This window comes from Thalassospira sp. UBA848 (assembly GCF_002295455.1).
Lineage (GTDB): Bacteria > Pseudomonadota > Alphaproteobacteria > Rhodospirillales > Thalassospiraceae > Thalassospira.
Genome location: NZ_DBGS01000135.1, coordinates 1 through 25,182, shown reverse-complemented (window position 1 = coordinate 25,182; position 25,182 = coordinate 1). Strand labels below are relative to the sequence as shown.

General features: G+C 56.0%; 25 protein-coding genes. 11 read left to right on the top strand and 14 right to left on the bottom strand.

The window, feature by feature from the left end; all coding sequences use genetic code 11:
- From uvrC to B2R48_RS18400, 3 genes are all read left to right on the top strand, one after another.
- A partial coding sequence (gene uvrC / locus B2R48_RS18410; RefSeq protein ID WP_297003319.1) for an excinuclease ABC subunit UvrC occupies nucleotides 1-1,414 on the top strand: 1,414 nt, incomplete at its 5' end.
- A 163-nt stretch (nucleotides 1,415-1,577) separates the two neighbouring features.
- Nucleotides 1,578-2,129, top strand: a complete 552-nt coding sequence (gene pgsA, locus B2R48_RS18405; RefSeq protein WP_062956711.1) for a CDP-diacylglycerol--glycerol-3-phosphate 3-phosphatidyltransferase — start codon at nucleotides 1,578-1,580, stop codon at nucleotides 2,127-2,129.
- Between the two features lie 37 nt (nucleotides 2,130-2,166).
- Nucleotides 2,167-2,625 carry a molybdenum cofactor biosynthesis protein MoaE gene (locus B2R48_RS18400; protein ID WP_297003317.1) on the top strand — a complete coding sequence of 153 codons (459 nt, stop codon included), beginning with the start codon at nucleotides 2,167-2,169 and terminating at the stop codon, nucleotides 2,623-2,625.
- Nucleotides 2,626-2,675: 50 nt separating this feature from the next.
- Here the strand turns inward: B2R48_RS18400 and B2R48_RS18395 are convergent, their stop codons facing one another.
- The 4 genes from B2R48_RS18395 to metX all read right to left on the bottom strand — a co-directional run bounded on the left by B2R48_RS18395 (nucleotide 2,676) and on the right by metX (nucleotide 6,032).
- Nucleotides 2,676-2,963 (bottom strand): hypothetical protein, encoded by a 288-nt coding sequence (locus tag B2R48_RS18395; RefSeq protein WP_062956709.1) that lies wholly within the window; start codon nucleotides 2,961-2,963, stop codon nucleotides 2,676-2,678.
- A gap of 14 nt (nucleotides 2,964-2,977) precedes the next feature.
- Nucleotides 2,978-3,814 carry a hypothetical protein gene (locus B2R48_RS18390; protein WP_297003315.1) on the bottom strand — a complete coding sequence of 279 codons (837 nt, stop codon included), beginning with the start codon at nucleotides 3,812-3,814 and terminating at the stop codon, nucleotides 2,978-2,980.
- 407 nt (nucleotides 3,815-4,221) lie between these two features.
- Nucleotides 4,222-4,857: a methionine biosynthesis protein MetW gene (metW, locus tag B2R48_RS18385; protein ID WP_213473553.1), complete on the bottom strand. Its 636-nt coding sequence runs from the start codon at nucleotides 4,855-4,857 to the stop codon at nucleotides 4,222-4,224.
- A 14-nt stretch (nucleotides 4,858-4,871) separates the two neighbouring features.
- A complete protein-coding gene (metX, locus tag B2R48_RS18380; RefSeq protein ID WP_297003313.1) occupies nucleotides 4,872-6,032 on the bottom strand; it encodes a homoserine O-acetyltransferase MetX in 1,161 nt (386 codons plus the stop codon).
- A 209-nt stretch (nucleotides 6,033-6,241) separates the two neighbouring features.
- On the opposite strand from metX, the gene B2R48_RS18375 reads away from it, so the two are divergent.
- From B2R48_RS18375 to B2R48_RS18350, 6 genes are all read left to right on the top strand, one after another.
- Nucleotides 6,242-7,114 (top strand): chorismate mutase, encoded by an 873-nt coding sequence (locus tag B2R48_RS18375; RefSeq protein WP_297003311.1) that lies wholly within the window; start codon nucleotides 6,242-6,244, stop codon nucleotides 7,112-7,114.
- A 51-nt stretch (nucleotides 7,115-7,165) separates the two neighbouring features.
- On the top strand, nucleotides 7,166-8,263 hold the full coding sequence (gene hisC, locus B2R48_RS18370; protein ID WP_213473555.1) for a histidinol-phosphate transaminase: 1,098 nt from the start codon (nucleotides 7,166-7,168) through the stop codon (nucleotides 8,261-8,263).
- 1 nt (nucleotide 8,264) lies between these two features.
- On the top strand, nucleotides 8,265-9,230 hold the full coding sequence (locus tag B2R48_RS18365; RefSeq protein ID WP_062956704.1) for a prephenate/arogenate dehydrogenase family protein: 966 nt from the start codon (nucleotides 8,265-8,267) through the stop codon (nucleotides 9,228-9,230).
- 80 nt (nucleotides 9,231-9,310) lie between these two features.
- Nucleotides 9,311-10,192: a DMT family transporter gene (locus tag B2R48_RS18360; RefSeq protein ID WP_062956703.1), complete on the top strand. Its 882-nt coding sequence runs from the start codon at nucleotides 9,311-9,313 to the stop codon at nucleotides 10,190-10,192.
- Nucleotides 10,193-10,239: 47 nt separating this feature from the next.
- Nucleotides 10,240-10,800, top strand: coding sequence for a gamma-glutamylcyclotransferase (locus tag B2R48_RS18355; RefSeq protein ID WP_062956702.1), 561 nt, complete (start codon nucleotides 10,240-10,242; stop codon nucleotides 10,798-10,800).
- Nucleotides 10,800-11,774, top strand: a complete 975-nt coding sequence (locus tag B2R48_RS18350; protein ID WP_297003306.1) for a DMT family transporter — start codon at nucleotides 10,800-10,802, stop codon at nucleotides 11,772-11,774. Before B2R48_RS18355 ends, B2R48_RS18350 begins: the two co-directional genes overlap by 1 nt.
- 78 nt (nucleotides 11,775-11,852) lie before the next feature.
- On the opposite strand, the gene B2R48_RS18345 is transcribed toward B2R48_RS18350, so the two are convergent.
- From B2R48_RS18345 to ftsE, 4 genes are all read right to left on the bottom strand, one after another.
- Nucleotides 11,853-12,680 carry a lysophospholipid acyltransferase family protein gene (locus tag B2R48_RS18345; RefSeq protein ID WP_297003305.1) on the bottom strand — a complete coding sequence of 276 codons (828 nt, stop codon included), beginning with the start codon at nucleotides 12,678-12,680 and terminating at the stop codon, nucleotides 11,853-11,855.
- A 90-nt stretch (nucleotides 12,681-12,770) separates the two neighbouring features.
- Nucleotides 12,771-13,499 carry a YdcF family protein gene (locus B2R48_RS18340; RefSeq protein WP_297003304.1) on the bottom strand — a complete coding sequence of 243 codons (729 nt, stop codon included), beginning with the start codon at nucleotides 13,497-13,499 and terminating at the stop codon, nucleotides 12,771-12,773.
- Nucleotides 13,500-13,625: 126 nt separating this feature from the next.
- A complete protein-coding gene (locus tag B2R48_RS18335; RefSeq protein WP_297003302.1) occupies nucleotides 13,626-14,528 on the bottom strand; it encodes a cell division protein FtsX in 903 nt (300 codons plus the stop codon).
- 61 nt (nucleotides 14,529-14,589) lie between these two features.
- Nucleotides 14,590-15,267, bottom strand: a complete 678-nt coding sequence (ftsE, locus tag B2R48_RS18330) for a cell division ATP-binding protein FtsE (RefSeq protein WP_062956697.1) — start codon at nucleotides 15,265-15,267, stop codon at nucleotides 14,590-14,592.
- A gap of 375 nt (nucleotides 15,268-15,642) precedes the next feature.
- Here ftsE and B2R48_RS18325 point away from each other — a divergent pair, with 375 nt between their 5' ends.
- A complete protein-coding gene (locus B2R48_RS18325) occupies nucleotides 15,643-16,467 on the top strand; it encodes a DUF3426 domain-containing protein (protein WP_084272100.1) in 825 nt (274 codons plus the stop codon).
- Between the two features lie 78 nt (nucleotides 16,468-16,545).
- Here the strand turns inward: B2R48_RS18325 and B2R48_RS18320 are convergent, their stop codons facing one another.
- From B2R48_RS18320 to argH, 4 genes are all read right to left on the bottom strand, one after another.
- On the bottom strand, nucleotides 16,546-19,002 hold the full coding sequence (locus tag B2R48_RS18320) for a DUF4175 domain-containing protein (protein ID WP_297003299.1): 2,457 nt from the start codon (nucleotides 19,000-19,002) through the stop codon (nucleotides 16,546-16,548).
- A 190-nt stretch (nucleotides 19,003-19,192) separates the two neighbouring features.
- Complete coding sequence (lysA, locus tag B2R48_RS18315; protein ID WP_062956695.1) at nucleotides 19,193-20,464, bottom strand: diaminopimelate decarboxylase; 1,272 nt, start codon at nucleotides 20,462-20,464, stop codon at nucleotides 19,193-19,195.
- Complete coding sequence (gene lptM, locus B2R48_RS18310) at nucleotides 20,461-20,607, bottom strand: LPS translocon maturation chaperone LptM (protein ID WP_181838522.1); 147 nt, start codon at nucleotides 20,605-20,607, stop codon at nucleotides 20,461-20,463. The genes lysA and lptM overlap by 4 nt, the downstream gene beginning before the upstream one ends.
- Nucleotides 20,604-22,019, bottom strand: a complete 1,416-nt coding sequence (gene argH / locus B2R48_RS18305; protein ID WP_297003296.1) for an argininosuccinate lyase — start codon at nucleotides 22,017-22,019, stop codon at nucleotides 20,604-20,606. The genes lptM and argH overlap by 4 nt, the downstream gene beginning before the upstream one ends.
- A 31-nt stretch (nucleotides 22,020-22,050) precedes the next feature.
- On the opposite strand from argH, the gene B2R48_RS18300 reads away from it, so the two are divergent.
- Nucleotides 22,051-22,611, top strand: coding sequence for a TlpA disulfide reductase family protein (locus B2R48_RS18300; protein WP_297003294.1), 561 nt, complete (start codon nucleotides 22,051-22,053; stop codon nucleotides 22,609-22,611).
- A gap of 17 nt (nucleotides 22,612-22,628) precedes the next feature.
- On the opposite strand, the gene rbsK is transcribed toward B2R48_RS18300, so the two are convergent.
- Nucleotides 22,629-23,555: a ribokinase gene (gene rbsK, locus B2R48_RS18295; RefSeq protein ID WP_297003292.1), complete on the bottom strand. Its 927-nt coding sequence runs from the start codon at nucleotides 23,553-23,555 to the stop codon at nucleotides 22,629-22,631.
- Between the two features lie 162 nt (nucleotides 23,556-23,717).
- On the bottom strand, nucleotides 23,718-25,182 hold a 1,465-nt coding region (xylB, locus tag B2R48_RS18290), incomplete at its 5' end, for a xylulokinase (protein ID WP_297003291.1).

Genomic DNA, 25,182 nt, shown 5'->3' with positions numbered 1-25,182 from the left:
CATCAACCATCTGCAACGCGCCTTTTTGCTGCGCTCTTGCACGGATGGGGTGTTTTCCAACCGGTCGCGCCCGTGTTTGCTGTATCAAATCAAACGTTGTGCAGCACCCTGTGTCGATCGCATTTCCAAACCGGATTATGACGAGCTTGTTGATATCTGCCGCGACTTTCTGACCGGGCGCAGCCAGAAAATCCTCAAGCAGCTCGAAGCTGACATGATGGATGCATCTGAAAAGATGGAGTTCGAACAGGCCGCGATGTATCGCGACCGTATCCGCGCACTCAGCCAGATCCGCTCCCATCAGGATATCAATCTCGAAGGTGTCGAGGAGGCCGATGTCATCGCGCTCCATCAGGAAGGCGGACAAAGCTGTGTGCAGGTCTTCTTCTTCCGTTCGGGTTCGAACTATGGCAACAGGTCCTACTTCCCGCGCCATGAACAGTCTGCTGAAATCCCGGAAATCCTGTCGGCCTTTGTCGGGCAGTTCTATGCCGACAAACCCGCCCCCAAGCAGGTCTTTCTGTCTCACGAAATCGAAGGTCAGGAACTGGTGGAAAACGCGCTTGCGATCAATAACGACCGCAAGATCGAATTGCTCGTACCCAAGCGCGGCGGCAAGCGCAAGCTGGTTGAACATGCCCTGACCAATGCCAAGGATGCCCTGGGGCGCCGTCTGGCCGAAAGTGCGACACAGCGCAAGCTACTTGAAGATCTGGCCGACAAGCTTGATCTCGAAAGCACGCCGGAACGCATCGAAGTTTATGATAACTCCCACACGCAAGGCACCAACATGGTCGGCGGCATGATTGTCGCCGGGCCCGAAGGCTTCATGAAAAATGCCTATCGCAAATTCAACATCAAGGGCGATATCGCGCCGGGTGATGACTTTGCCATGATGCGCGAAGTGCTGACCCGTCGTTTCGCCCGGGCACAAAAAGAAGACCCGGACCGTGAAAACGGCACATGGCCGGACCTTTGCCTGATTGATGGTGGTTTGGGGCAGCTTGGCGTGGCGCGCGAAGTGCTTGAAGATCTGGGGATCGAAGACGTCATGCTGGTTGGTGTCGCCAAGGGTGTTGATCGCAATGCCGGCAAGGAAGTCCTGCATATCCCCGGCAAGGCTCCGGTACGTCTCGATATGAAAGACCCGGTGCTTTATTTCATTCAGCGCCTGCGCGACGAAGCCCACCGTTGGGCGATTGGCACCCATCGCGCCAAACGCGCCAAACAGATCGGCAAAAGCGTTCTGGATTCGGTGCCTGGTGTTGGCGGTGCGCGCAAAAAGGCGCTCCTGCATCATTTCGGCTCTGCGCGCGGTGTCGCGGATGCCGGTCTGGCTGACTTGGAAGCGGTCGATGGCATCAGTGCGGCACTCGCCCGAAAGATTTATGATCATTTCCACGACGAAAAGTGATCACTTTCGCGCCTGAATATTGCGATAGCGAACAATGGGAAAGCAGTCCTTGTGGTAAGCGCTTCAAGCCATTAATAATTGCGCGGCTTTGGGCGGTGATGTGCCCCATGCCATGACTAAACCCGTGACGTCATCGCCATAAAATCCATCAAACAGGCCGCTTATGAAAAACCAGATTCCCAATCTGCTGACCATGTCGCGCATATTCGTAATCCCGGCGCTGATCGCGTCGTTTTACATTAATGGTCCGGTTGGCAACTGGGTCGGCTTTGCCCTGTTTGCCTTTGCCGGGGTGACCGATTTCTTTGACGGCTATCTGGCGCGCTCGATGAATGTGGTATCCCCACTGGGTCGGTTCCTTGATCCGATTGCCGACAAGCTTCTAGTGGCGGCAGCCTTGATGATGATGGTGGCGTTTGAACGCATTTCCGGTTTTGCCGTATTGCCCGCGGTCATTATCATGTGCCGCGAAATCATGGTGTCGGGCCTGCGCGAACATCTGGCCGAGATTAAAGTGCCGTTGCCGGTTACTGTCCTTGCCAAATGGAAAACCACCGCACAGATTTTGGCCATCGGCTTCCTTCTGGTTGGTGATGCATCGCCTGAATTGATTCCCTCGATCCTGATTGGTGATATCCTGTTGTGGATTGCCGGGATCGTCACGGTTCAGACCGGCTATATTTATCTTCGGACCGGCCTTAAGCATCTCGACTAGGGCTCGGCCCCAACTCACGCAATCCGGGACGGCGACCATGTCACGCGTTTCTGTTCAGCAACATGATTTTGACCCAGGCGTCGAGCTTTCGGCCCTGACCGATGGTCGTACCGATATCGGCGCGGCGGTCAGTTTTGTCGGGTTGGTGCGCGATATTCACGGTGGGGAAAGTGTCTCGGCCCTGACCCTTGATCACTATCCGGGCATGACCGAACGCGAACTGGAAAAGATCGCGGATGAGGCTGCAGATCGTTGGCCGCTTGACGACATCCGCATTGTTCATCGCTTTGGCCGCATGCTGCCCGGTGAACGCATTGTTCTGGTAATCGTGTTATCCGCCCATCGTCGTGCGGCGTTTGAGGCCTGCGACTTCATCATGGATTTCCTTAAAACCCGCGCCCCCTTCTGGAAACGCGAAGAAACTCCGGACGGTGGCGATAAATGGGTTACGGCAAAGGCATCTGACGATGCCGATGCCGACCGCTGGCAACAGTAGCAACCTTCCACCCAAGCCAAGCCGAACAGATAGATTTTGGGCGACTGACCCTAGACAAAGGTAACGAGGATCGATGCCAGTTTTGTCAGTGTTTGCTGCAAGGTGGCGGCAGAATTAATCTGCTCGCGCAGTTCCCGCATTCTGGTGACATCTTCGGCGGTCACCACGACACCTGCCTTAAGTTGCCGGGTTTCCAGTTTTTCAACAAGCTTGCGGGCCTCTTCGACTTTGGGCCGCAGGGTCAGTGCTTCATTGATATCAGCACTTTGCAGCGCGACAACCGCATTCTGATAGGCAAGTCGGGCTTCGGTGATGAGTTCGTTGAGATGATCAGACATATCGGCCTCCTTTGCTACTGCGTTGCGGTTTCGATCAGGTCAGTGCCGTGGCTGAGCAGTTCCTCCGCTGAGAGATCGTTAATGTTATCAACAAGGGTGATGCCTTCTTCAACGGCCTTTATCAGGGATGCGACATCAAGTTTGGCGTAGTTATCAATCTGTGTCTGAAGCTTGGCGCCAAGTGTGGATGCGCTAATGAAATGGCGCAGCGTCGTTGACTGCAGTTCCTTTTCGGCTGCCATCAGGGATTGCCAACTTTGCAGCCAAAGCTCATAGCGCAGCTTTTTGGCCGCGGCATCGTCATTGTCATCAGCACGGATCGCGTTGAGCTGTGCCACCAGTGTCGCGCGCCGATTGAGGTATTGTGGCGGGGTTTCCTGCAGGTTTTTGGTGATGCTTGCCAGTTGCTGGCGCAACTTTTTCAGGATCGGACCGGAGTTGGTAACTGCCGATGCACCAAGGGCGGACCCGCCTTCGATATTGTCAAAGATCGCGACAAATTCCTGATATTGCTGACGCAAACTGGCAAGGGTCGCCTTCCATTCGGAACTGCTGCCAACCGTGCCGCTGCTGGCGTTTCGGTCAACCAGTGCTTCAACGTTTGCAGGTGTCACGGAACTGTTGAACGTTTCCATATTGTTGAGGAATTCAGCGCGCTTTTCGTCGGCTGATTTCGCGAAAGGCTCAAACTGTGCGCTTTGCGCCGTGCCATAGGCGTCAAATGCGGATTCAGTTGCCGTTCCGAACTGCGTTGCCGAAAGTTTGATCATCTCGGCCTTTTGCGAGCAGGCCGCAAGAAGTCCGACAAAGCAGATAACCAGTGTTCTTGATGCGAAATCACGTAATGCCATGCGCGCCCCCTTTGAGATGAATGACAGCCTAGGGTCAGGACTTGTTTGTTTCGTCCGAACAGTTGATCCGAAGAGCAGAGATTTTATTTGTGAACTGCGCCATCAAAACCCGTGTGGGGATGGCAACATGCCTGGCGGGCTTTTTTCCGGATTTCACAAATATAAGCTCTGCCATTCCAATCGAATTGACAGGCCCTGACCCTGCTGACGCGTCAGCAGGGTATTTGTGACCTATCAATCAGGTGGCAGACGGAGGCAGCGATTTTTCAAATCAAGGATTAATCTGGAGGCGACCGCCCATAGGCAACCGTTCCGTAACGCGCCTGCGTCACGGACAGATGATAATATGTATCACATCTTATTCAACCAAAAGGTGATATTTGGGCGGATTGCTAGCCGAAATGAACTTATTTGCTCAGCATGAACAAGGCCTGATTGCCCAGGAAATTGGAAAACCGGGTCTGGCTGCCGAGGCTGAGTTTTGATCCGCTTTCATTGAGAACCATTGATCGTTCAATCGTCAGGTTCATTTCTTCGCACAGCGCAACGAAGTCCAGAACCGTGCAGAAATGGATGTTTGGCGTCTCGTACCACATGATCGGCAGGTTGGGGTTTTGCGGCATCCGACCGCGAAACATCAGGTCAAACCGTGCGCGCCAATGCCCGAAATTCGGAAAGGACACAATCGCCTGCTTGCCGATGCGCAGCAGCTCCGACAACACTTCCTTGGGACGCTGGGTCGCCTGAAGCGTTTGACTGAGAATGGCATAGTCAAACGCACCATCGGGATAATCGCCCAGATCACGGTCGGCATCGCCCTGCATCACCGGCAGGCCCTGTGCGACGCAGTTGCGCACCCCTTCGTTGGACAGTTCAAGACCGCGACCATCAACCTTTTTGGTGCGCGTCAGATAGCCCAGAAGTTCACCGTCGCCGCAGCCAATATCAAGCACACGGGTTCCCGGATCGATCATGTCGGCAATCAGCTGCAGATCGACGCGGATGCGGTCGCTATGCGCAGGTACGTCAGTGCCGTTTGACATCGTTTCTTCCATGATTATTTCAGTCCCCGACCTTCGGCAGCACCTTCGATAAAGCCGCTTAGCACCATGTGGAAATCCGGTTCATCAAGCAAGAACGCGTCGTGGCCCTTGTCGCTTTCGATTTCCACACAACTGACATTGCACGATGCGGCATTGAGTGCATGCGCAACGATGCGGCTCTCAGCCGTGGTAAAGCACCAGTCGCTTGAAAACGACACAACGCAGAACCGGGTTTTGCAGCCCTGAAACGCCTCGGCAAGGCGTCCGTCATATTCAAGCGACAGGTCGAAATAATCCATCGCACGCGTGATATAGAGATAGCTGTTGGCATCAAACCGGTCGACGAAGCTTTTGCCCTGATGACGCAGGTAACTTTCGATCTGAAAGTCATTGTCGAAGCTATAGGTGATCGCACCGCGGTTCTGAAGCTTGCGGCCGAATTTGCGATGCAGGGCGGGCTGCGACAGATAGGTGATGTGCGCGGTCATGCGCGCAACTGCCAGCCCACGCGACGGTTTCTTGCCTTCAAGCAGATAGTTGCCCCCACACCAGTCCGGGTCGGCCATCACGGCCTGACGCCCGACTTCGTGGAAAGCGATGTTTTGCGCCGAATGGCGGAACGAGGTCGCAATCGGGGCCGCGGCATAGACGCGCTCCGGATAGCTTTTGCACCATTCAAGAACCTGCATGCCGCCCATCGAGCCGCCAATAACCGCAAACAGCATATCAATGCCAAGCCCATCAATCAGCATGGTCTGGGCGCGCACCATGTCGGCAATGGTAATGACAGGAAAATCAAGGCCCCACGGCTTGCCGGTTTCGGGATTGACGTCCTTGGGACCGGTGCTGCCAAGGCAGCCGCCAATCACATTGCTGCAGATCACGAAATACTTGTCGGTATCAATGATCTTGCCCGGACCCACAATTTCGGACCACCAACCGGCTTTTCCTGTGATCGGGTGCACGTCATCGGCGACATATTGGTCACCTGTCAGTGCATGACAGACCAGAATCGCGTTGGATTTATCCGCATTCAGTTCGCCATAGGTCTGATAGGCCAGCGTGAAGGGGCCAAATTCCACACCGCTATCAAGGCGCAGCTTTTCCGTTTCGCCGAGCACCATGTGGTGACCGGGAAGCGGTGGGCGCTTTTTTGTATTGGTCGCGGTGGACATATTTGGTTGGTATCCCTGTTATCTGACGTTTTTTTGCACAATCGGGCTGCGGACTGCGCAGCGGGTGCCAGGTTTGGTGAAAATTCCCTTGCTCTAGCTATGAAGCAGAGCCGGTGTTAGTCAATCTTTTCTTTGCATTTCTGCGGCCCTGTCCTAATACTGTGCGCCGTTCAAAAGAAGAGTAGATTATGGCGTCTGACGATAAAAATTTGGCAAATCTTGACCTGGATGACCTGCGCGGAGAGATCGACGAGATCGATCAGGCGCTGCAGTCGCTGATCATTCGCCGGACAAAGGTTGTGCAGGCTGTCGGTGCCTATAAGGACCGGATGATCGCAGCTGGTGGCAAGGTAAAGGTTCCGTATCGCCCGGCACGCGAAGCCCGCATCATGCGCACATTGGTTGAACGCCATGAAGGGGCCTTTCCGAAAACCGCCCTGATCCAGATCTGGCGCGAAATGATCGCGGCCGGAACACGCCTTGAAGCACCTTATACGGTTGCGCTTTGCCGCAATGCCGACGGGCTTGATTGCTGGGAACTGGCGCGCCTGAATTTTGGCTGCCTGAACGAGATTATCGAGTTTGATACCCCGCGCGAAGCGTTTGGCGCCCTCGAAGAAGGCCGTACGGCTGTCGGGGTGTTCCCCAAGCCCGAACTGGGCGAAGCCATGCCATGGTGGACCAACCTGACTGAGCAAAGCGCGGTCCGTGTCGTATCCAAATTGCCGTTTGGTGGCCGTCCTGTCGGACGGGGCGAGCAGACCGAAGGTTTTGTTCTGGCTGCCATCGAACTGGAAGACAGTGGTGATGACCGGACTCTGTTTGTTGTCAGTCTGTCGAAAGAGATTTCGATGGATACGGTGCGCAAAAAAATTGCGGATGGCATCGACGGATCGGTAATCCTTGGCTTTTCTGACGAAACGGCATCGGATCGGCGTTTTGTGCTTGTTGATGTGCCGGGATTCTTTTGTAATCGCGCCAATGCGTTTCAGGCGACACTGGATGCACAGGGCCTTCGCCCCGAAAGTTTACGCGTCGTGGGTGCCTATGCCGTGCCGATTGCTGAAGACGCACTGAGTTAAATATGCTTGGTGGTCATGACTGGCCACCGTTTCCCTTGGGAGAACTACCTGATGTCTGCGCCCACCCCACGCCCCGGAATTCTTGATATTGCGCCGTATAAAGGCGGCAAATCCAGTGCTGATAGCGCCCAGCGTGTGATCAAGCTGTCGTCAAATGAAGGCGCGCTTGGTCCGAGCCCCAAGGCCATGGAAGCGCTTCGCAAGTCGGCTGAGCGCCTGCATCGTTATCCGGATGGCGGCTGTGATGTTCTGCGTCACAAGCTGGCAGAGAAATACGGCCTTGAGTTTGATCAGCTGATCTGTGGCAACGGGTCTGATGAAATCCTGACGCTTTTGATCCGTGCCTATGCCGGTCCGGGCGATGAAGTTTTGTATTCGGAACATGGTTTCCTGATGTATCCGATCGCGACCATGGGGGTTGGTGCAACCCCTGTGACCGCCAAGGAAACCAACATGACCACCGATGTTGATGCCCTGTTGGCTGCGGTCACCGACAAGACCAAAATCGTGTTTGTCGCCAACCCGAACAACCCGACCGGCACCTATATTTCAGACGCGGAAATGAAACGCCTGCGCGATGGTCTGCGCGATGACATCGTTCTGGTGGTCGATGCGGCCTATGCCGAATTCATGACCGGTCAGGAAGACTATTCGGCGGGTGAGGAGCTTGTGAAAGCGGGCAACAACACCGTGATGACCCGGACATTTTCCAAGATCTATGGTCTTGGTGGCATTCGTCTGGGCTGGTGCTATGCGCCGCCGGCAATCGCCGATGTCCTGCACCGTTTGCGCAATCCGTTCAACGTGCCGCTGCCAACCCAGGAAGCCGGGGCCGCAGCCCTTGATGATGATGATTTCGTCAATGAATGCGTACGCCACAATGCCGAAACGCTTTCGTGGTTCCGTGACGAGATCAATGCCATCACGGGCATCAAGGCACATCCGAGCTACGGCAACTTCGTTCTGGTCGAATTCCCGGCCGAAGACGGCAAGAATGCCGATGCCGCCAATGATTTCATGATGGCGCGTGGCGTGATTCCGCGCAAAATCGGCGCCTACGGCCTGCCGCAGATGCTTCGTATCTCCATCGGTACGAAAGAAGAAATGGAAATCTGCCTTCAGGCCATCAAAGACTTTGTGAACGCATAAAATGACCAACACTGCATCCCAACCGCTGTTTGAAACGGTCGCCTTTATCGGCATGGGCCTGATCGGCTCGTCCATGGCACGTCGCATCAAGCGCGACGGCCTTGCCAACAAAATCACTTGCGCGGTTCGCTCTGAGGCGACCCGTGACCGGGTGCTTGAACTTGGTATTGCCGACGCCGCCTATTGCGATATCAAACAGGCGGTTGGCGATGCGGATCTGGTCATGGTTTGTGCGCCGGTCGGTGCCAATGAAAGCATTGGTGCGCAACTGACAGGGGCGCTTAAAAAGGGTGCGATTGTTTCCGACGTCGGGTCGGTCAAGCAATCGGTGATCCGCGACATTGCCCCGCATCTGGATGAAGGCGTTCATTTCGTTCCGGGTCACCCGCTGGCCGGTACGGAACATTCCGGGCCGGATTCCGGTTTTCCGGAACTGTTCGAAGAGCGCTGGTGCATTCTGACCCCGATCCCGGGCGAGAATGAGGAAGCAGTCGCAAAGGTTCGCGGCCTTTGGGAAGCTTGCGGAATGCATGTCGAATGCATGGATGCCGATCATCATGACCGCATCCTTGGCATTACATCACATTTGCCGCACCTGATTGCCTACACGATTGTCGGCACCGCAACCGATCTTGAAGATGCGCTGCGTCAGGAAGTGATCAAGTTTTCTGCGACCGGTTTCCGCGATTTCACCCGTATTGCCGCGTCTGATCCGACCATGTGGCGCGATGTGTTCCTGAATAACCGCGAAGCGGTTCTGGACGTGCTGGGACGTTTTCAGGAAGACCTGATGGCGCTTCAGCGTGCCATTCGCTGGGGTGAGGGTGACAAGCTGTTTGATCTGTTCACGCGCACCCGCGAAATTCGCCGCGGCATTGTCGATGCCGGACAGGATTTCACCAATTTCTCTGCCGAGGGTGAAGACCGCCAAAGCGATGAAAAAGCCAAGAAAAAGCCCGCCGAGTAATACCGTGATGCCCGACTTTCCGGGATAAACCGACGGACAACAGCCCCACATGTTGCACCGTCCGGTCCAAGGGGATTGAAATGTCTGCCACCAACCATGCCGCACTGACTCGGTTCATGCCGTTTGTCTTTGTGTTCCTTTGGAGCACGGGCTTTGTCGGGGCCAAATTCGGTCTGCCCTATGCCGATCCGTTCGTTTTCCTGTTTGTCCGATTTGTCATCGTTCTGGTCCTGATGGTCCCGGTCATCTTTTTGATGGGCGCGAAATGGCCAAAAACCTGGCGTGAGGCGGCCCATATCGGCACCACCGGTGTGTTGGTGCATGGGGTCTATCTGGGCGGCGTGTTCTGGGCGATTGATACCGGGTTGCCAGCGGGGCTTGCCGCATTGATCGTTGGCTTGCAGCCGGTTGTGACCGCATCGGTCGTCGGGTCCATTTTAGGCGAACGGGTTTCGATGCGCCAATGGGGCGGATTGATCCTTGGCCTGATCGGGGTTGCGTTGGTTTTGCTGCCCAAGATTGGCGACGGTGTCGGCATTACCCCGCTTGGCATCGGACTTGCGGTTTTCGCGCTGTTTGGCATGACGGCAGGGACCCTTTATCAGAAACGTTTTTGCACCGGCATGGAACTGATGAGCGGCACAGTCGTTCAATATGTTGCTGCCAGTGTGTTTGTCGGGATCGTCGCGCTGTTCAAGGAGCCGCTGACGGTTGAATGGAGCATGGACTTCATCCTGGCGATGGCGTGGCTGGTCCTGGTTTTGTCCATCGGGGCGATCATGCTGTTGATGGTTCTGATCAAGCAGGGCGAAGCTACCCGGGTGGCCAGCATGTTTTATCTCGTGCCGCCAACGGCTGCGTTCTTTGCGTGGCTCCTGTTTGACGAGCAACTTGGCGTGCTTGGCTTTGCCGGTTTTGCCATTGCCGCCCTTGGGGTGGCATTGGTGATCATGAAGCGGTAGTTTCGCGTAAATTTACGAAACCGGAAAACAAGTTACTGGAGGAATGCGTGACCAACGCGCGCGAAAAATGGGTGTTTGGATATGGGTCGCTGTTGTGGCGGCCGGGCTTTGAGTTTGTCGAGTGCGCACGCGCGCTGCTGCCCGGCTACCACCGGTCGTTTTGTATCTATTCCCACCATTATCGCGGCACGCCGGAAAATCCCGGTCTGGTTCTTGGCCTGAACAAGGGCGGGGAATGTGTTGGCAATGCGTTTCGTATTTCGCCTGAAAGCTGGTCAAAGGTGAAAGCTTATCTTGATGAGCGTGAACTTGTGACCAACACCTATATCCCGGCCGATGTCGAGGTTGAGCTTGCAGACGGGCGCAAAGTGATTGCGCACACCTATGTTGCCGATCCGACCCACGAACAATATGCCGGCAACCTTCCGGTGCGTACGGCAGTCGAAATCATTGTTGCGGCACATGGCAATGTCGGGCCGAACCTTGAATATCTTGAAAACACGGTGAGCCATCTTGATGAAATGGGCATCGTTGATCCGCCGCTGCATGATCTGATGGATCTGGTACGCCGCGAATATGGCGAGATCAATATGGGGGCCGGTATTTAATGAGTCAGTCCAATGCAACGACCGTCGCAGCAGGACAGAGCGGATCACAAACGCCCCTGACGGTGGCCTATATGATGCTGGTGGCCTGTTCGCTGATGTGGGGTTCTAACCACGTGGTGGCGCGCGGTATCAATGAGACCGTGCCGTTTGAAGCGCTTTCCTTCTGGCGCTGGATCGTCGCGATGTGTTTGTTGCTGCCGTTCTGCGTCAAATATCTGCGCCGCGACCTCGCGATCATGTCCCAGCATAAGCTGTCGATGTTTTTGATCGGCTTTACTGGTGTATTCCTGTTTTCCGTGGTGATCTATCTGGCCGCCTATAACACCACGGCGGTCAATACCGGGCTTTTGAATGCGACGACACCTATCTGGGTTCTGTTGTTCGCAGCCCTTCTGACGGCAGACAAGCCGCGGCTTGGTCAGTGGCTTGGCGTTCTGATCGCCGGGGCGGGTACTGCGACCATCATTGCCAAGGGTGACCCGTCGGTCTTTGCCAGAATGGATTTCGTTCTGGGCGATGTGCTGGCGATGATGTCGGCCATGGTCTGGGCGGCCTATTCGATGTTTTTGAAACGTGCGCCCAAGGGTGTGCACCCGCTGAGCCTTGTATTTGTGTCGGCTGTGATCGGTTTGTGCTTCCTGACCCCGCTTTATATCTGGGCGCTGGTTGTGAATGGAAAGCCGTTCTTCACCACGCTTGATCCGGTTTGGCCCGATATGCTCAAGATCTTCTATATCGGGGCAGGCCCGGCATTTTTGGGCTACATGTTCTGGAACAAGGGTGTTTCGATGGTCGGCCCGGCCAAGGCCGGGGTGTTCATGTATCTGATCCCGGTTTGCTCAAGCGGTCTTGCCATCGCGTTTCTGGGCGAGGCGCTGCATCTTTACCATCTGGCAGGCATCGTTTTGATTGTGTCGGGCATCTGGCTTGTGACGCGTAAAAAGACCGAGCGTGTTCGCGTCACAAAGCCTTAGATACGCCAAACTTAAAAAAAGGCCCGCAATACCATGTGGTATGCGGGCCTTTTTGTCGTCTTACCGGGGTGCTGCGGTTCAGGAAACCTTGTCGCCACTGGGGGCTTTGGCCGTGACGCTGATTTCCGCGTCTTCTTTTTCCTGTTTCGCATCGATATCATCGGTGGTCAGGGTAGGCAGCTGGAATTCCGTTTGAGCCTCTGCCTCAAGCTCGCGCGTGCGGGTATCGATGCGGTGCTTGATTTCCTTCATGAAGGTCTTGCGATCAAGACCCGGTTCCATGGCAGGCAGAAACTCCATGGTGACGCGACCACCATATTTCATGAAGCTGTCGCGGCCCCAGAACATGCCAGAATTCAGCGCAACGGGTATGACCTTGGTATCCGGGAAGGCTTTGTAAAGCGCGAAGATACCCGGATGATACGGACGGTTGGAGCCCGGCGGGGTACGCGTGCCTTCGGGGAAAATGATCACCTGACGGTTTTCTTCGAGCGCCTTGGAAGCCCCCTTGATCATGTCTTTGAGGGCTTGACTGCCCGCCGAACGATCAACGGCAATCTGGCCCGAAAGGATCAGAAACTGCCCGACCAATGGAATGCGGGTGAGTTCCTTTTTCAGGATATAGGCCGGATCGGGGACCACCGTATGGAAGGTCAGGGTTTCCCAGGCAGACTGGTGTTTGGCGACAATGATGCAGGGGCCGTCCGGCAGATTTTCCAAACCGGTGAAGCGTTTGCGCATGCCCACCGAATAGCGCAGCATGAACTGAATCAGTCGACACCATGCATGCCCGACAAACTGGTTGGCCTTGCGCCCAAACAGCATCAGCGGCAACAGAACGATGCACAAAAGCGCCGTTCCACCGAAAAACAACACGTTAAAGAGCAACGCGCGCAGGGCTATCATTCAGACAAATTCCTTCATGGGCTTAGGGTCCTGATCCTAAAAATCTGCTGTTTTGTAACAGCAATATGACGATCAGAAAATGCCGATTGTTTACCCACCCTTGCGCACCCCGTTTGAGGCAGAATAGTCATCAAGGTCGGGCGCGTCACCGGACGTCCCACCCGGACTGCGCAGGGCCCCCCGGTCGCCGTTCGGCAACCAGTTCAGCAGCGTGTTGCGCAGGCTGGCAAAAACATACTTGTTATACTCGCTGGCGATTAGGGCGGTACTGCCCGGGAAGCGCCACCAATTTTCGATTTTGACGTTATCGGGAAAGACCGGATGGGCGACGATTTCGACATCGGGCATCAGGCTTTTGAATTCCAGAAGTGACCTTGGCATGTGGTAGTTGGCCGTGACGATGCGCAGACTTTGATAGTCTTCCTCATACATCCAGACCGCTGTTTCAATTGCGTTACCGCGGGTGTTTTCCGCCACATGACCCAGCACAACACAGCATGAAATCAGACGCGGATCGGATTTGCCGACTGACAGTAATTCATCGACCTCGACGCCGCGATAGACGCCCGATATGAACAGTTTATCGGCAAGGCCACGGACCAAAAGACGTCGACCTTCGGACAGGCGTTCGCTGCCGCCGGTCAGAACGACAATCGCATCGGTTTTTTGGGTGGGGCTATCGACGCTTTTGGGAATGTAATCAACATACCAGACAAAGCCGGCTGCCCAGATCAGCCCGCAAAAAATGAGAGCCGAGAGCAAAAAGCGAAACCGCCGGAAGCGGCGGCGGTGCTGCACACTAAGCGGGGGTTTGTTCATAGATGCGTGCCTGAATAGCGGCGATCTGGCATGAATTCGGATCTCCTCAGAGGGCCAAAGAGGGCCAAGGCCATGATCCCAAAAGGGAAGTGGTGACAAACGGACTATACGAAGACCGCCAGCGGGTTACAACATCCGGTGTAGAACACGGAGCACGGTTCGGGTTGCCGTAATGCCCGCGACCATTGCCACAATAAACGGAATGGCGACAATCAGACCGATAAAGGTCGGGCTGAGAACCAGGGACGGCACCGGCCAGCCCGCACGCAGGCCAAGCCAGCCAATCAGGGCGGAAACCGGCAGCGCAATCAGAAGACCGATCAACGCGCCAAAGAAGGCAAGGCGTCGATTATGTCGGCCGAATTGACTTGCGATATAGCCGTCCTGCGCCCCGATCAGATGCAGCAATTCAATGATGCGGTGATGGATCGAAAGCCCTGATCTGGTGGCAAACACAACCGACAGTATGGTCGCGCCAAACAGCACAACAATCAAAAGTGCCAGTGCCAATTCAACTGAAAAGGCGACATCGGCAATGCGTTCGATCCAGATGCGATGATCATCAAGCACGGCCTCGGGGGCGATCACCCCCAAACGGCTTTCAAGCGCATCGAAATTGAACCCGGTTTCAGGCGTAATTTCGATGATGCGTGGAATGGGAAGCTCGCTTATGACCTCGTCCGGGCCAAGCCACGGTTCAAGCAGGGCGGCCATGGTGTCGGGGCTGAGTTCCTCGATCCGGGCGATACCGGGCAGGGTGGAGACCTGTTCGATGATGCTGTCCACGGTGCCTTGCAGGGCGGCCTCACGCTCGGCAGGGGTGCGATTGGCAAGCTCGGTCGGCGGAACCTGTATCGACAGGCTGCCTTCGATCTGACCCGACCATTGACCGACACTGTCATGCAGGGCGGCAAGTCCGACGATGGAGAATGTCAAAAGGGCCACCATCAGGGCAACGATGCTTGGCAAAAAGCGCGCCGAAGAGTCGCTTTCTAGGGGAAGGTGCGATGGTGGTGCGCGAAATGCCATGATCGTGTGTTGGTCCTGTTGATCCCGTGGTTACGAGTCTTGACGGTTAAAGTGTCGGGTTTCAGCCGCTGTTGGAGACATCATGCAAGGTACCACCTTCGAGCAGCCATTGTGTATGGCCAAACCGCCGCACAAGATTACGGTTATGGGTGGCGATCAGAACGGTGGTGCCCAGTTTGTTGAGTTCCTCAAACAGATAAAGCAATCGCATGGCGATTCGGTCATCGACGTTCCCGGTCGGCTCATCGGCCAGAAGCAGGGCCGGGCGACCGATGACGGCGCGCGCAATGGCAACGCGCTGTTGCTGGCCACCAGACAGGCGTGACGGCTGTGCATTGATGTGATCGCCAAGGCCAACCCATTCGAGAAGTTCGGTGACGTTTTTGCGAATCTGAAGGTCTTCGACACCCGCCACGCGCAGCGGCAGGGCGACATTTTCAAAGGTTGTCAGATGATTGATCAGGCGAAAATCCTGAAACACCACACCGATCTTGCGGCGAATCGCGGGCAGTTCCTCGCGCTGGATGCGGATATTGTCGCGCCCAAAGATCGAAATTTCGCCACGCGTTTGGCGCAGGGCCAAATATAAAAGCCGCATCAGCGTGGATTTACCCGCACCCGAAGCCCCCGTCAGGAAATGAAAACTGCCGCGGCCCAAAGAAAAATTTAGATCGCGCAGGATTTCCGGCCCGGATTCATAGCGGACTCCGACATTCCTGAAACTGACAACGTCGGTCAAAACTCTTGCTCCATATGGCCGAATGACGGTCGGTGCGGGCGAAAGCCCTGTGTCCTGACCCTAGCAGCTTATAACGGTTTTCGTCATTATCTGACAGGGTTGGAAAGTCGCGCTGTCATGACAATATCGAAAATGAATTAACCTGTTAGAGCAGTTTGTCATCTATTTTCGGGTACCATGAAAAGCAGTGCTATACCATGGTTTGAGACCCAAATCCGGGCAGCTTCTGTTATCTGTGCTTAACAGTCTGTTAAATCGCGGCTATTTACATATAGTGTAAGTCTTCACTGACGGCACAGGGGGACCGTCAGTCGCAAACACCTTCACGCCTTCCCCCGTGTTAGATGCCGCCGTCATCGATATGCCAGGTTTGCAATGATCATTACTTGCCCAGAGTGTTCCAAGAAATACTCAGTCAAAACAGAAGCCATCGGCCCGAAAGGCCGAACCGTGCGCTGTAAAAGCTGCGGCAATAGCTGGCATCAGGACCCGCCCGGGGCAAAGAAGGCTGCACCAGCGCCAGCACCGGAAAGTGATATCCCGGCCCCGTTTAACGAAGAGGGATCGCTGGGGGCTGATTTCAACGCAGATCAGATGGGCAACGGACCGGTTGATCCGGGCTTTGAAGAAGCCGACAAGATCCCTGATCCGCCCCCGATTCCCCAACAGCTGATTCGCAACAATCCCAAGCCGGAACCCAAAAAGAAAAAGGGCATCATCGGCTGGATCATCTTCCTGCTGTTGCTGGCAGGCATTGGTGCGGGCGGATATTTCGCCAAGGATCAGGTCATAGAAATGTGGCCGCCAATTGCCAAGGTTTATGACATGGTCGGCCTTGATGTGCCGCATGTGGGCGAAGGCCTTGATATTCGCGAACTGCCGCCGACCCGTGAAGAAGAAGACGGGGTCGATGTGCTGGTGGTCCGGGCCGAGATCGTCAATATCAGCGAAGAACCGCGTGCCTTGCCATACCTTCTGATCGAGCTGCTTGACCCGCTTGATCGTGTGGTTCAGCGCAAAAAGGTTCCGCTGATCTATGATGAATCGCTTGTGTCGACCGGTGCTGAAATGCCCATGCAGCAACAGATGCTGCCGGTTGGCGAAAGCATGGAGGTCGAAACCAAAATCCGCCGACCGAACCCGACGGCGACCCGCTTGCAGGTGACCTTCCTGGATCCGCGTGAGGCGATTGAGCCTTAAGCACCCCGGAAGCAGACCGAATAACAAGAAGGCAGCACATCGTGTGCTGCCTTTTTTGTTTGGAGGTGGGAAGGCCTATCAGAACCGTTTGAGCAGGCGGTCGATATATTCCTGTTCGATCTGCGGGCGGTCGGGATCACCGGAACGGCGACGGAGTTCCTGCAAGATACGCCAGGCGCGTTCAAGGGTGTTTACGTCCGGGATGATGGTTGGACCATTGCTGCCCCCCACCGGACGGCCCAGAGGGTCACGGCGCCCCGATCCGTCAAGCTCTTCGAGCATGGGGGCCATCTGGCTTAGACCTTCGAGCGCGCGGCTGATTTCGCCGATGCCCTGTTGAAGCGCGTCCATGGCTTGTCGCTGATATTGCAGGGCCTCGTGCGAACGATCATGTCCAAGCGCATCGGCGGCACCACGCATGGCATCAATCACCGAATTCATACCACTGACATCGCCGAACTGACCCAGTCCCGGACTATTAAGGATTTCACCAGCATCATCGGCAAGCCCCTGTTGCTGGCTGGCACGCGGGTCATTGCCGTTTTGCGCGGAGGCATTGTCACCATCATTCATCAGGTCTTGCTGCCGGCGGGACAGATCACGCATGCCGTCAAGCATCTCGCGCAGTGTTGATGTGATGTCCATGCCGCCTTCGCCGCTGGTGACCTGCATGTTTTCGACCAGTTCGCGCAGGCGATCAATCAACTGGCGGGCCTGATCACGGGCCCCGGCGCGCATCAGGGCATCAATCTGGTCGATGATGCGCGACAGGTCCTGCTGTTCGAGTGTGGCACTGGCAGCGGGTTGTTCTTCGGTCGCCTCGGGGCTTTCGCGCATCAGGGCGGCGAGATATTCGTTCAGCGCCTGCCGGTATTCGTCAATCAGTTGGGCAATTTCACGTTCGGTGACATCGGGATTGGCAAGTGCCTCAAGCAGTCGCTCCTCGGCCTCCATCAAATTACGCTCGGCAATGCCATAGGATCCGCGTTCGATCTCCTCTGCGATGTGCCAAAGAAGGCCAGCGACATCCTGGTGGGTGTCACGATCATGCAGGTTGGCCGACAGGCGGTTCTCGGCGACAGACAGGGTCAGGAACACGCCCAGATGACCGTTAAAGGCCTGCGGGGCGAAAAGGACAGGCAGCATGGCCTGATGCATTTCAAGCGCACGATCAGGATAGCGCAGCAAGCCGCGGCGAATGGCAATCAGCTTTTGCGCGACCGGGTGGCTAAATTCCCGTTCAGGCAGTATCAGCGAGCGGATATCGCTTTCACCCGGTTGATCGGCATTGTCACGCGATACCATCTGGATATTGACCGGCAAGCCCGCCCACGGATGGGCCACCAGATCAACAAAGCGCGGGCCGTCAATGCGGGTCGGCATGGCACCGGCGCTGTTGGCGGTACTGCCACCGGTGCTGCCTGTGCTGCTTGTGCCACCAGCATCGCCCTTGAGGTCGATGACGACCTGCTCAATCGGGCCATACTGTTCGATCAAGTCCTGTTCGGCGGCAGGCGTGATCACAAGGTCCAGACTGGCCAGCCCGTAATCATCACTGGCGACATAATCAAGGCGAACATGATCGCGACGGGTGACACTGGGCGGACTGATAAAGGAAAGGCTTGGGACCTTGTCTGCCAGAAGTTCGATATCGAGTGTCAGACGGTCATTGCCCCAGACCGAAATCCGCCAAAGGCCCGGCTGGTCGATGGCGGTGGAAAGGACATAGCTGTTTTCGCTGCTTTCGGTGAAGGATTTTTCACCACCCGGCGTGGTCAGGGTCGGTGCCCAAATGCTTGAAATACTGCCATCAAGCGTGGCGCCCACCGGAACTTGAACCGCCATGATGTCGCCGGTGGCTTCTGATGCGCTGTTGCTGTCATTTTGCTCCGATAGCGAGCTGAACTGCAAAATGCGCGGGATTTGTCCGGTATAGGCCGGTGGGGTGACCCAAAGGGTGGCGGTGAAATCCGCAGCCCCCAGACGTTGAAGCGGGCTGAAGGCCTTGGAAAAGCGTTCCGTCACGTGATCCGCCCCGGTCATCAGGCCGACAAACAACAGCAGAACTGGAATTGCGGTCAGGCCAAAGCGATCCACCCGCGTGATTGCGGGCAACGGCCGCGACAGCCGCAGCTTTGACAGAGCGGCTTCATGCAGGCCGAGTTGACGCTGCCAGAGATAGCTGGTCAGTGGGTCGTCGGTTTCGGGGATGTGATCTTCAAGGCTTTGCAGCGGGTTGTTATCAAGCCGGTTGTCGATCTCTATCCGGTGCAGGACGTCCCGGCGCGTGGGCATTTTGAAATTGCGCCATGGGGCGACCACAGCAATCATGACGGCGACCGACAGGACCGACAGCAACATGATGTGCCCTGTCGCCGGGAGAAGCTCAAACGTTCCGGTCAGTGTCAGACCAACGACCAAAAGGCCTATGGAAAGAGCCGGGATCAGGCAGGGCCAGACAGACTCCCACACCATCACCAAGCGCGTCTTGCGCACATGGCGTTCCATCTCGGGATAGGGTGGTATCAACGACATGCGTCTGGTGGTCCCTGCTTGCCGACATAATGCGCGTTGTATCGGGGATTCGAGTACAACCCGCTTCTTTAGAGTTTGGGCTTTTGGCAGTAAGGGTCAAGCAGTTCGCCCGATTGGTGCAAAATAAAAGAGCGGTTGGCACATGGCCAACCGCTCCGAAAGCAAATGCAGATCAGAAAGTAACCGCGCCTCAGGCGTTGCTGAGCCAAGAGGGCACCTGATCCATATTGATCAGATCATCGATTTCCTGACGTGGACGCACGATGGCAAAGTTGTTGCCCTTGACAAGAACTTCCGGGGTCAGTGCACGGGTGTTGTAGGTCGAAGACATGACCGCACCATAGGCACCAGCCGACATCACTGCGACCAGATCACCGGCCTTGAGGTCATCGGGAAGGTCGCGGTCCTTGCCAAAGGTGTCACCGGTTTCACAAACCGGGCCGACCACATCGACTTTCACCTGTTTGTCGTCGTCACCCTGTTCATCGACCGGGATGATTTCGTGATAGGCGCTGTAAAGTGTCGGGCGGATCAGGTCATTCATCGCCGCATCAAGAATGACAAAGCGCTTGGCTTCGCCCTCTTTGATATACATGACGCGCGAAACCATGATCCCGGCATTCCCGGCAATCAGGCGGCCCGGCTCAAGGGTGATGTGGCAACCAAGATGGCCGACGGTTTCACGCACCATCTGACCATAGGCATCGGGAAGCGGCGGTGTTTCACCCTGATAGGCAATGCCAAGCCCGCCACCGAGATCAAGGTTGCGGATATCAATGCCTTCGGAACGCAGCTGTTCAACCAGCCCGGCCAGACGCGTAAATGCCTCGCGGAACGGGGCCAGATCGGTCAACTGGGAGCCGATATGCATGGCGATACCGGTGACTTCGATACCGTCCATGGCGGCCGCGTCGCGGTAAACCTCGATCGCGCGGGTCCAGTCGATGCCGAATTTGTTCTCGGCCTTGCCGGTTGCGATCTTTTCATGGGTCTTGGCATCGACATGCGGGTTGACGCGCAGCGCAATGCGCGCCTTTTTGCCCATATCGATGGCAACACGGTTAAGTTCGTTCAGTTCGGGAATGCTTTCGACATTGATCTGGGCAATATCGGCCTCAAGGGCTTCGCGCATTTCGGCATCGGCCTTGCCAACCCCGGAAAAGATGATCTTGGCCGGTTTCATGCCCGCACGAAGCGCACGGCGCATTTCACCAACCGAAACCACGTCTGCACCCGCACCAAGATTGGCAAGTGTTTTCAGGACCGCCTGGTTGGAGTTTGCCTTAACGGCAAAGCACACGGTGGCATCAAGGCCGTCAAACGCGTCGGCATAGACTTTGTAATGGCGTTCCAGGGTCGCGGTCGAATAGCAAAAGAACGGGGTTCCGACCTTGTCAGCCATTTCCCGGATCGAGACGCCTTCGGCATACAGTTCGCCGTTGATATATTCAAAATGGTTCATTGGGCCGGGTAATCCCTTGGATATTCATAACCTTTGTCGGTCGGCGGTTCGAGCGGGCCTTTTTTGCCACACGCCGCAACCGACAGTCCCAGCATGATGGCCAGTGTGACCACGGTGCCGCGTTTCAACAGGCTGTTGTTCATTTCAGAAACCTTTCCTTTGCGGCCGCAACGGATTCCTTCACACGGACCGGGGCGGTGCCACCAAAGCTTTGGCGGGCGGCAACCGATGCCTCGACTGTCAGCACATCATAAACCGCATTGGTGATCTTGGGTTCAATCCCCTGAAGGTCTTCAAGCGACAGCTGATCAAGATCGCAGCCCTTGGTTTCGGCCAGTTTAACTGTTGCGCCAACAACATGGTGGGCATCGCGGAACGGCATGCCCAGTTCGGCAACAAGCCAGTCGGCAAGGTCGGTGGCGGTGGTGTAACCTGCACCGGCAGCCGCACGCATATTGTCGGCAAACACTTTCATGTCGGCGATCATGCCGGTCATGGCCGCAACGCACAGACCAAGATGGTCATGGGCCTGGAAAACCGGTTCCTTGTCTTCCTGCATATCCTTGGAATAGGCCAGCGGCAGGCCCTTCATCGACAGCATCAAACCGTTATAGCAGCCAACAATACGCCCGATCTTGGAGCGGATCAGTTCGGCCGCATCCGGGTTGCGTTTCTGCGGCATGATCGAAGAGCCGGTCGAAAACTTGTCAGACATGCCGATAAAGCGGAACTGGGCAGAGCACCAGATGACCATTTCTTCGGCCAGTCGCGACAGATGCATGGCCGCAATCGATGCAGCATTGAGGTATTCAAGCGCAAAGTCGCGATCCGATACCGCATCAAGCGAGTTCGCCGTCGGGCGATCAAAGCCCAGCGCACTTGCCGTCATGTGACGGTCAATCGGGTAGGGGGTGCCAGCAAGGGCCGCAGACCCCAGCGGGTTTTCGTTCACACGTGCGCGGCAATCGGCAACGCGCCCGCGATCACGGCCAAACATTTCGACATAGGCCAGAAGATGATGACCGAACGTGACCGGCTGGGCCGCCTGCAGGTGCGTGAAGCCCGGCATGATGGTTTCAGCATGGGTTTCAGCCTGCGTGATCAGGGCTTCCTGAAGGCCCTTCAGACCGGCTTCCAGATCGCCAAGCGCAACATCACGAACCCACAGTTTGAAATCGGTCGCGACCTGATCATTGCGCGAACGCGCAGTATGCAGGCGCCCTGCGGCCGGGCCGATCAGTTCACGCAGGCGGCTTTCAACGTTCATGTGGATGTCTTCAAGGGCGGCTGAGAATTTGAATTCGCCACTCTCGATTTCTTGAAGAATCTGGTCTAGACCATTGGTTATCTTTTCGCCATCTTCAGCGGGAATGATGTTCTGCTCGACCAGCATGGCGCAGTGGGCCTTGGAGCCCTGAATGTCCTGGGCGTAAAGGCGCTTGTCAAAGCCGATGGAAGCGTTGATTTCTTCCATAATGGCTGACGGGCCTGCTTCAAAGCGGCCGCCCCAAAGGGAGTTTGCGTTATTCTGGTCAGTGGCGTTTTGGTCGGTCATCGTGATCCGCAGTCTTGGAAAGGTGGGTGCTGTGAAAGCATTGCTTCGTTACATAAAACTTGGCGTGATTGTCGCCATCTCGGGCATTTATGCAACCCCTGCCTTTGCTGATACGCAATTACCGCAAGAACTTTCAAAGATGGTCATGCCATCGGATGGGGGTTCTTTGCCCGAAGATCTGGCGTTTGTCGATGAAAATGGCAATGAGATCGCCTTTAACAGCCTGAAAGGACAGGTTGTTTTGGTCAATCTTTGGGCGACCTGGTGCGTTCCGTGCGTCAAGGAAATGCCGGATCTGGATCGTTTGGCGGTCGAAATGGCAGACAAGCCGTTCCGTGTTCTGGCCCTTAGTCAGGACCGTGGCGGTGCCGATGCGGTGAAAGAATTCTTTGAAAAGAATGGAATCGAGAACCTTGATGTTGTTCTCGATCCGCGTGGTGCGATTGCCCGCCAGATGGGTGCGCGGGGCCTGCCGACCAGTTTTGTCTATGATGCCAATGGTGATTTGCGCGGCAAGCTTGAAGGCATTGCCCGCTGGGACGCGCCAGAGGTCATCACGTATTTCGATCAGTTGATTGATCAGACGTCCTGAGGATTAACCTCCCGGCCTCAGGCCGCGCGGCTTTCGATCAGGTTTAAAACGTCTTCCAGAAGGGGGGCTGCGTCTGCAGCACCTTCGCTTGTCGTGGCAAGGGCGCCGGTCGCGCAGGCAAAGCCGACAGCGTCATGAAGTGACTGACCGCCATGCAGGGCGACAGCCAGACCGCCATTAAAGCAATCCCCGGCACCGACAGTATCAATCGTGTTGACGTTAAAGCCCGGGACCATCCCGGTTTGCCCGTTTGATGAATAAAACGCACCGGCGCCACCCATTTTGAGCACCACGGTTTCCGGGCCCATTTCATGCAGTTTGTCGCTGGCGGCACGGGCGGAGTGCTCATCAATGGGGGCAATGCCGGTTAAGGCGCTGCATTCGCTTTGATTGGGGGTGACGATATGGGTCAGGGCCAGTAAATCGCGCATCACAACCAAATCAGCAACAGGTGCCGGATCAAGAATGATCTTTGCCTGCCCTTCACGGGCGTATTTGATTGCACAGTCAACCGCGACCACGGGACATTCAAGTTGCAACAGCAGATAGTCACATTCGCGCAAGCATGCCTGTCTTTCATGCAGGTCAGACCGGGACATGGTCATGTTGGCACCACCGACAACCGTGATCATGTTTTCGCCGGCGTCATCAATCGAAATAAGCGCGATACCGGTCTGGGCTTCGTTTGCGACCACCATATTGGTGGTATCAAGCCCTTCGAGGGTCAGCGTTTCAAGCAGTTGACGCCCGAGAAGGTCATCACCGATCTTTGAAATGAAAATCGGTGGCACACCCAGACGTGCGACAGCGAACGCCTGATTGCATCCCTTGCCACCTGGACCCGTTCTGTAGTTATGGGAGACAACAGTTTGTCCCTGCGTGGGAAGCTTCGCCACCTTGGCGGCGAAATCAAAGTTCGAGCTTCCGACAACTGCAATCGTCATATCTGTCCGTGCGTATAAGTTAATTCCACTAAATTAATGTTGGCACCAATTCAGAGGTTTAAAGGGCGCGGTCGCCAAAATTCACCGATATCCCAAAATTTTCAATGCCATCCGCCTTGGGCCAACGTATCAGGCTTGCTCAAAATACTTGTTCAAGACGGCTTATTCGGGGGTGAATTCCGCCGACAAGGCGGCATAAATGCGCTGAAACTTCGCAAAGCGCGGCTGATAGGACGCATTGCGGGCAAGATCGGGTTCGATGACCTCCTCGATTGCCGGTTTGACGCAGACATCCCCGACCGGTTCATTGGTCAGTGCAAGCCGTGCCAGACGTGCTGCCCCAAAGGCCGGGCCTTTGGCCGCCCCTTCATAGCGGGCAAGCGGCTTGCCCAGGATATCGGCGATGAGCTGTATCCAGTAGCGGCTGCGTGCGCCGCCGCCAATCACGCCGGGCAGGTCACAATGTGCGCCCGCCTGATGCAATCTTGATTGTGCATCACTCAGGGCAAAACCGACCCCCTCAAGCACGGCCTGGACCATGGTTTCGCGTCCTGTATCACTACCCAGTCCGAAAAACACGCCACGGGCATAAGGGTTGTTATGCGGGGTGCGTTCACCGTTCAGATAAGGCAGAAACACGACATCTGAGGGCGCTTTGTGTTGTGCCTCGACCCGGTTGAGCAAGGCGGCAATGTCGCTTTCGCCCAAAAGGTCGGCGGCCCATTTCAGGCAACTTGCCCCGTTAAGCAGCACGGCCATCTGAAACCAGTGGTTCGGGATGGCGTGGGCAAAACTGTGCAGGAGTTCTTCGGGCTTGGGACGGTATTTGTCCGAGGCGATGAAAATCTGTGACGAGGTGCCCAGCGAAATGAACCCGTCGCCGTGCGAAACCGCCCCGACACCTATTCCGCCTGTTGCGGCGTCGCCACCACCCCCGGCAATGATGACGTTTCCGGCCATTCCCCAGCGGTCTGCCAGTTCGGCGCGAAGCGTGCCGGTGATATCGGATCCTTCAACCAGTTCGGGCAATTGATCAGGGGTCAATCCGCAAGCCTCAATGGCGCTTTGGTTCCAGCTTCGGCTTTGTTCATCAAGCCATAGCGTACCTGCGGCATCCGACATTTCGGTGACCTTGTCGCCCGACAGGCAAAAGCGAATGTAATCCTTGGGCAGCAGGATGGTTTTGATTTTGGCAAACAGATCGGGTTCGTGTTTTTGCAGCCAGAGCAGCTTGGGCGCGGTCATGCCCGACATGGTTGCCACTCCTGCCCGTTGCCCAAGGTCGGGCAGGGCAGTGTCGAGTTCGGCGCATTCTTTGGTGGCTCGCCCGTCATTCCACAGGATGGCGGGGCGAAGGGGTTTGTCATCGCTACCCAGCAAGGTTGCGCCATGCATCTGCCCGGACAGGCCAATGGCGCGGGTCGCGGCAATGGCCGCAGGATTTTCGCGCTGCAAGGCGTCGATGGCCTTCAGGGTGGCATCCCACCAGTCGGCGGGGTTTTGCTCGCTCCAGAACGGGTGGGGGCTTGAAACCGACAAGGGAACATCGGCCTCGGCAAGGGGTACCGAGTTTTCATCAATCAACAGTGCCTTGACTGCCGAAGTGCCGACATCAATTCCGAGATAC

Bases quoted from the DNA above. Each gene is read 5' to 3' on its own strand.
- rbsK (WP_297003292.1), bottom strand. From the start codon at position 23,555: ATGACGATTGCAGTTGTCGGAAGCTCGAACTTTGATTTCGCCGCCAAG.
- B2R48_RS18400 (WP_297003317.1), top strand. From the start codon at position 2,167: ATGTCACGCGTTTCTGTTCAGCAACATGATTTTGACCCAGGCGTCGAG.
- argH (WP_297003296.1), bottom strand. From the start codon at position 22,019: ATGACCGACCAAAACGCCACTGACCAGAATAACGCAAACTCCCTTTGG.
- B2R48_RS18390 (WP_297003315.1), bottom strand. From the start codon at position 3,814: ATGGCATTACGTGATTTCGCATCAAGAACACTGGTTATCTGCTTTGTC.
- B2R48_RS18335 (WP_297003302.1), bottom strand. From the start codon at position 14,528: ATGGCATTTCGCGCACCACCATCGCACCTTCCCCTAGAAAGCGACTCT.
- B2R48_RS18320 (WP_297003299.1), bottom strand. From the start codon at position 19,002: ATGTCGTTGATACCACCCTATCCCGAGATGGAACGCCATGTGCGCAAG.
- lptM (WP_181838522.1), bottom strand. From the start codon at position 20,607: ATGAACAACAGCCTGTTGAAACGCGGCACCGTGGTCACACTGGCCATC.
- hisC (WP_213473555.1), top strand. From the start codon at position 7,166: ATGTCTGCGCCCACCCCACGCCCCGGAATTCTTGATATTGCGCCGTAT.
- B2R48_RS18395 (WP_062956709.1), bottom strand. From the start codon at position 2,963: ATGTCTGATCATCTCAACGAACTCATCACCGAAGCCCGACTTGCCTAT.
- B2R48_RS18340 (WP_297003304.1), bottom strand. From the start codon at position 13,499: ATGAACAAACCCCCGCTTAGTGTGCAGCACCGCCGCCGCTTCCGGCGG.
- B2R48_RS18365 (WP_062956704.1), top strand. From the start codon at position 8,265: ATGACCAACACTGCATCCCAACCGCTGTTTGAAACGGTCGCCTTTATC.
- pgsA (WP_062956711.1), top strand. From the start codon at position 1,578: ATGAAAAACCAGATTCCCAATCTGCTGACCATGTCGCGCATATTCGTA.
- B2R48_RS18360 (WP_062956703.1), top strand. From the start codon at position 9,311: ATGTCTGCCACCAACCATGCCGCACTGACTCGGTTCATGCCGTTTGTC.
- B2R48_RS18350 (WP_297003306.1), top strand. From the start codon at position 10,800: ATGAGTCAGTCCAATGCAACGACCGTCGCAGCAGGACAGAGCGGATCA.
- metX (WP_297003313.1), bottom strand. From the start codon at position 6,032: ATGTCCACCGCGACCAATACAAAAAAGCGCCCACCGCTTCCCGGTCAC.
- metW (WP_213473553.1), bottom strand. From the start codon at position 4,857: ATGTCAAACGGCACTGACGTACCTGCGCATAGCGACCGCATCCGCGTC.
- lysA (WP_062956695.1), bottom strand. From the start codon at position 20,464: ATGAACCATTTTGAATATATCAACGGCGAACTGTATGCCGAAGGCGTC.
- B2R48_RS18325 (WP_084272100.1), top strand. From the start codon at position 15,643: ATGATCATTACTTGCCCAGAGTGTTCCAAGAAATACTCAGTCAAAACA.
- B2R48_RS18345 (WP_297003305.1), bottom strand. From the start codon at position 12,680: ATGATAGCCCTGCGCGCGTTGCTCTTTAACGTGTTGTTTTTCGGTGGA.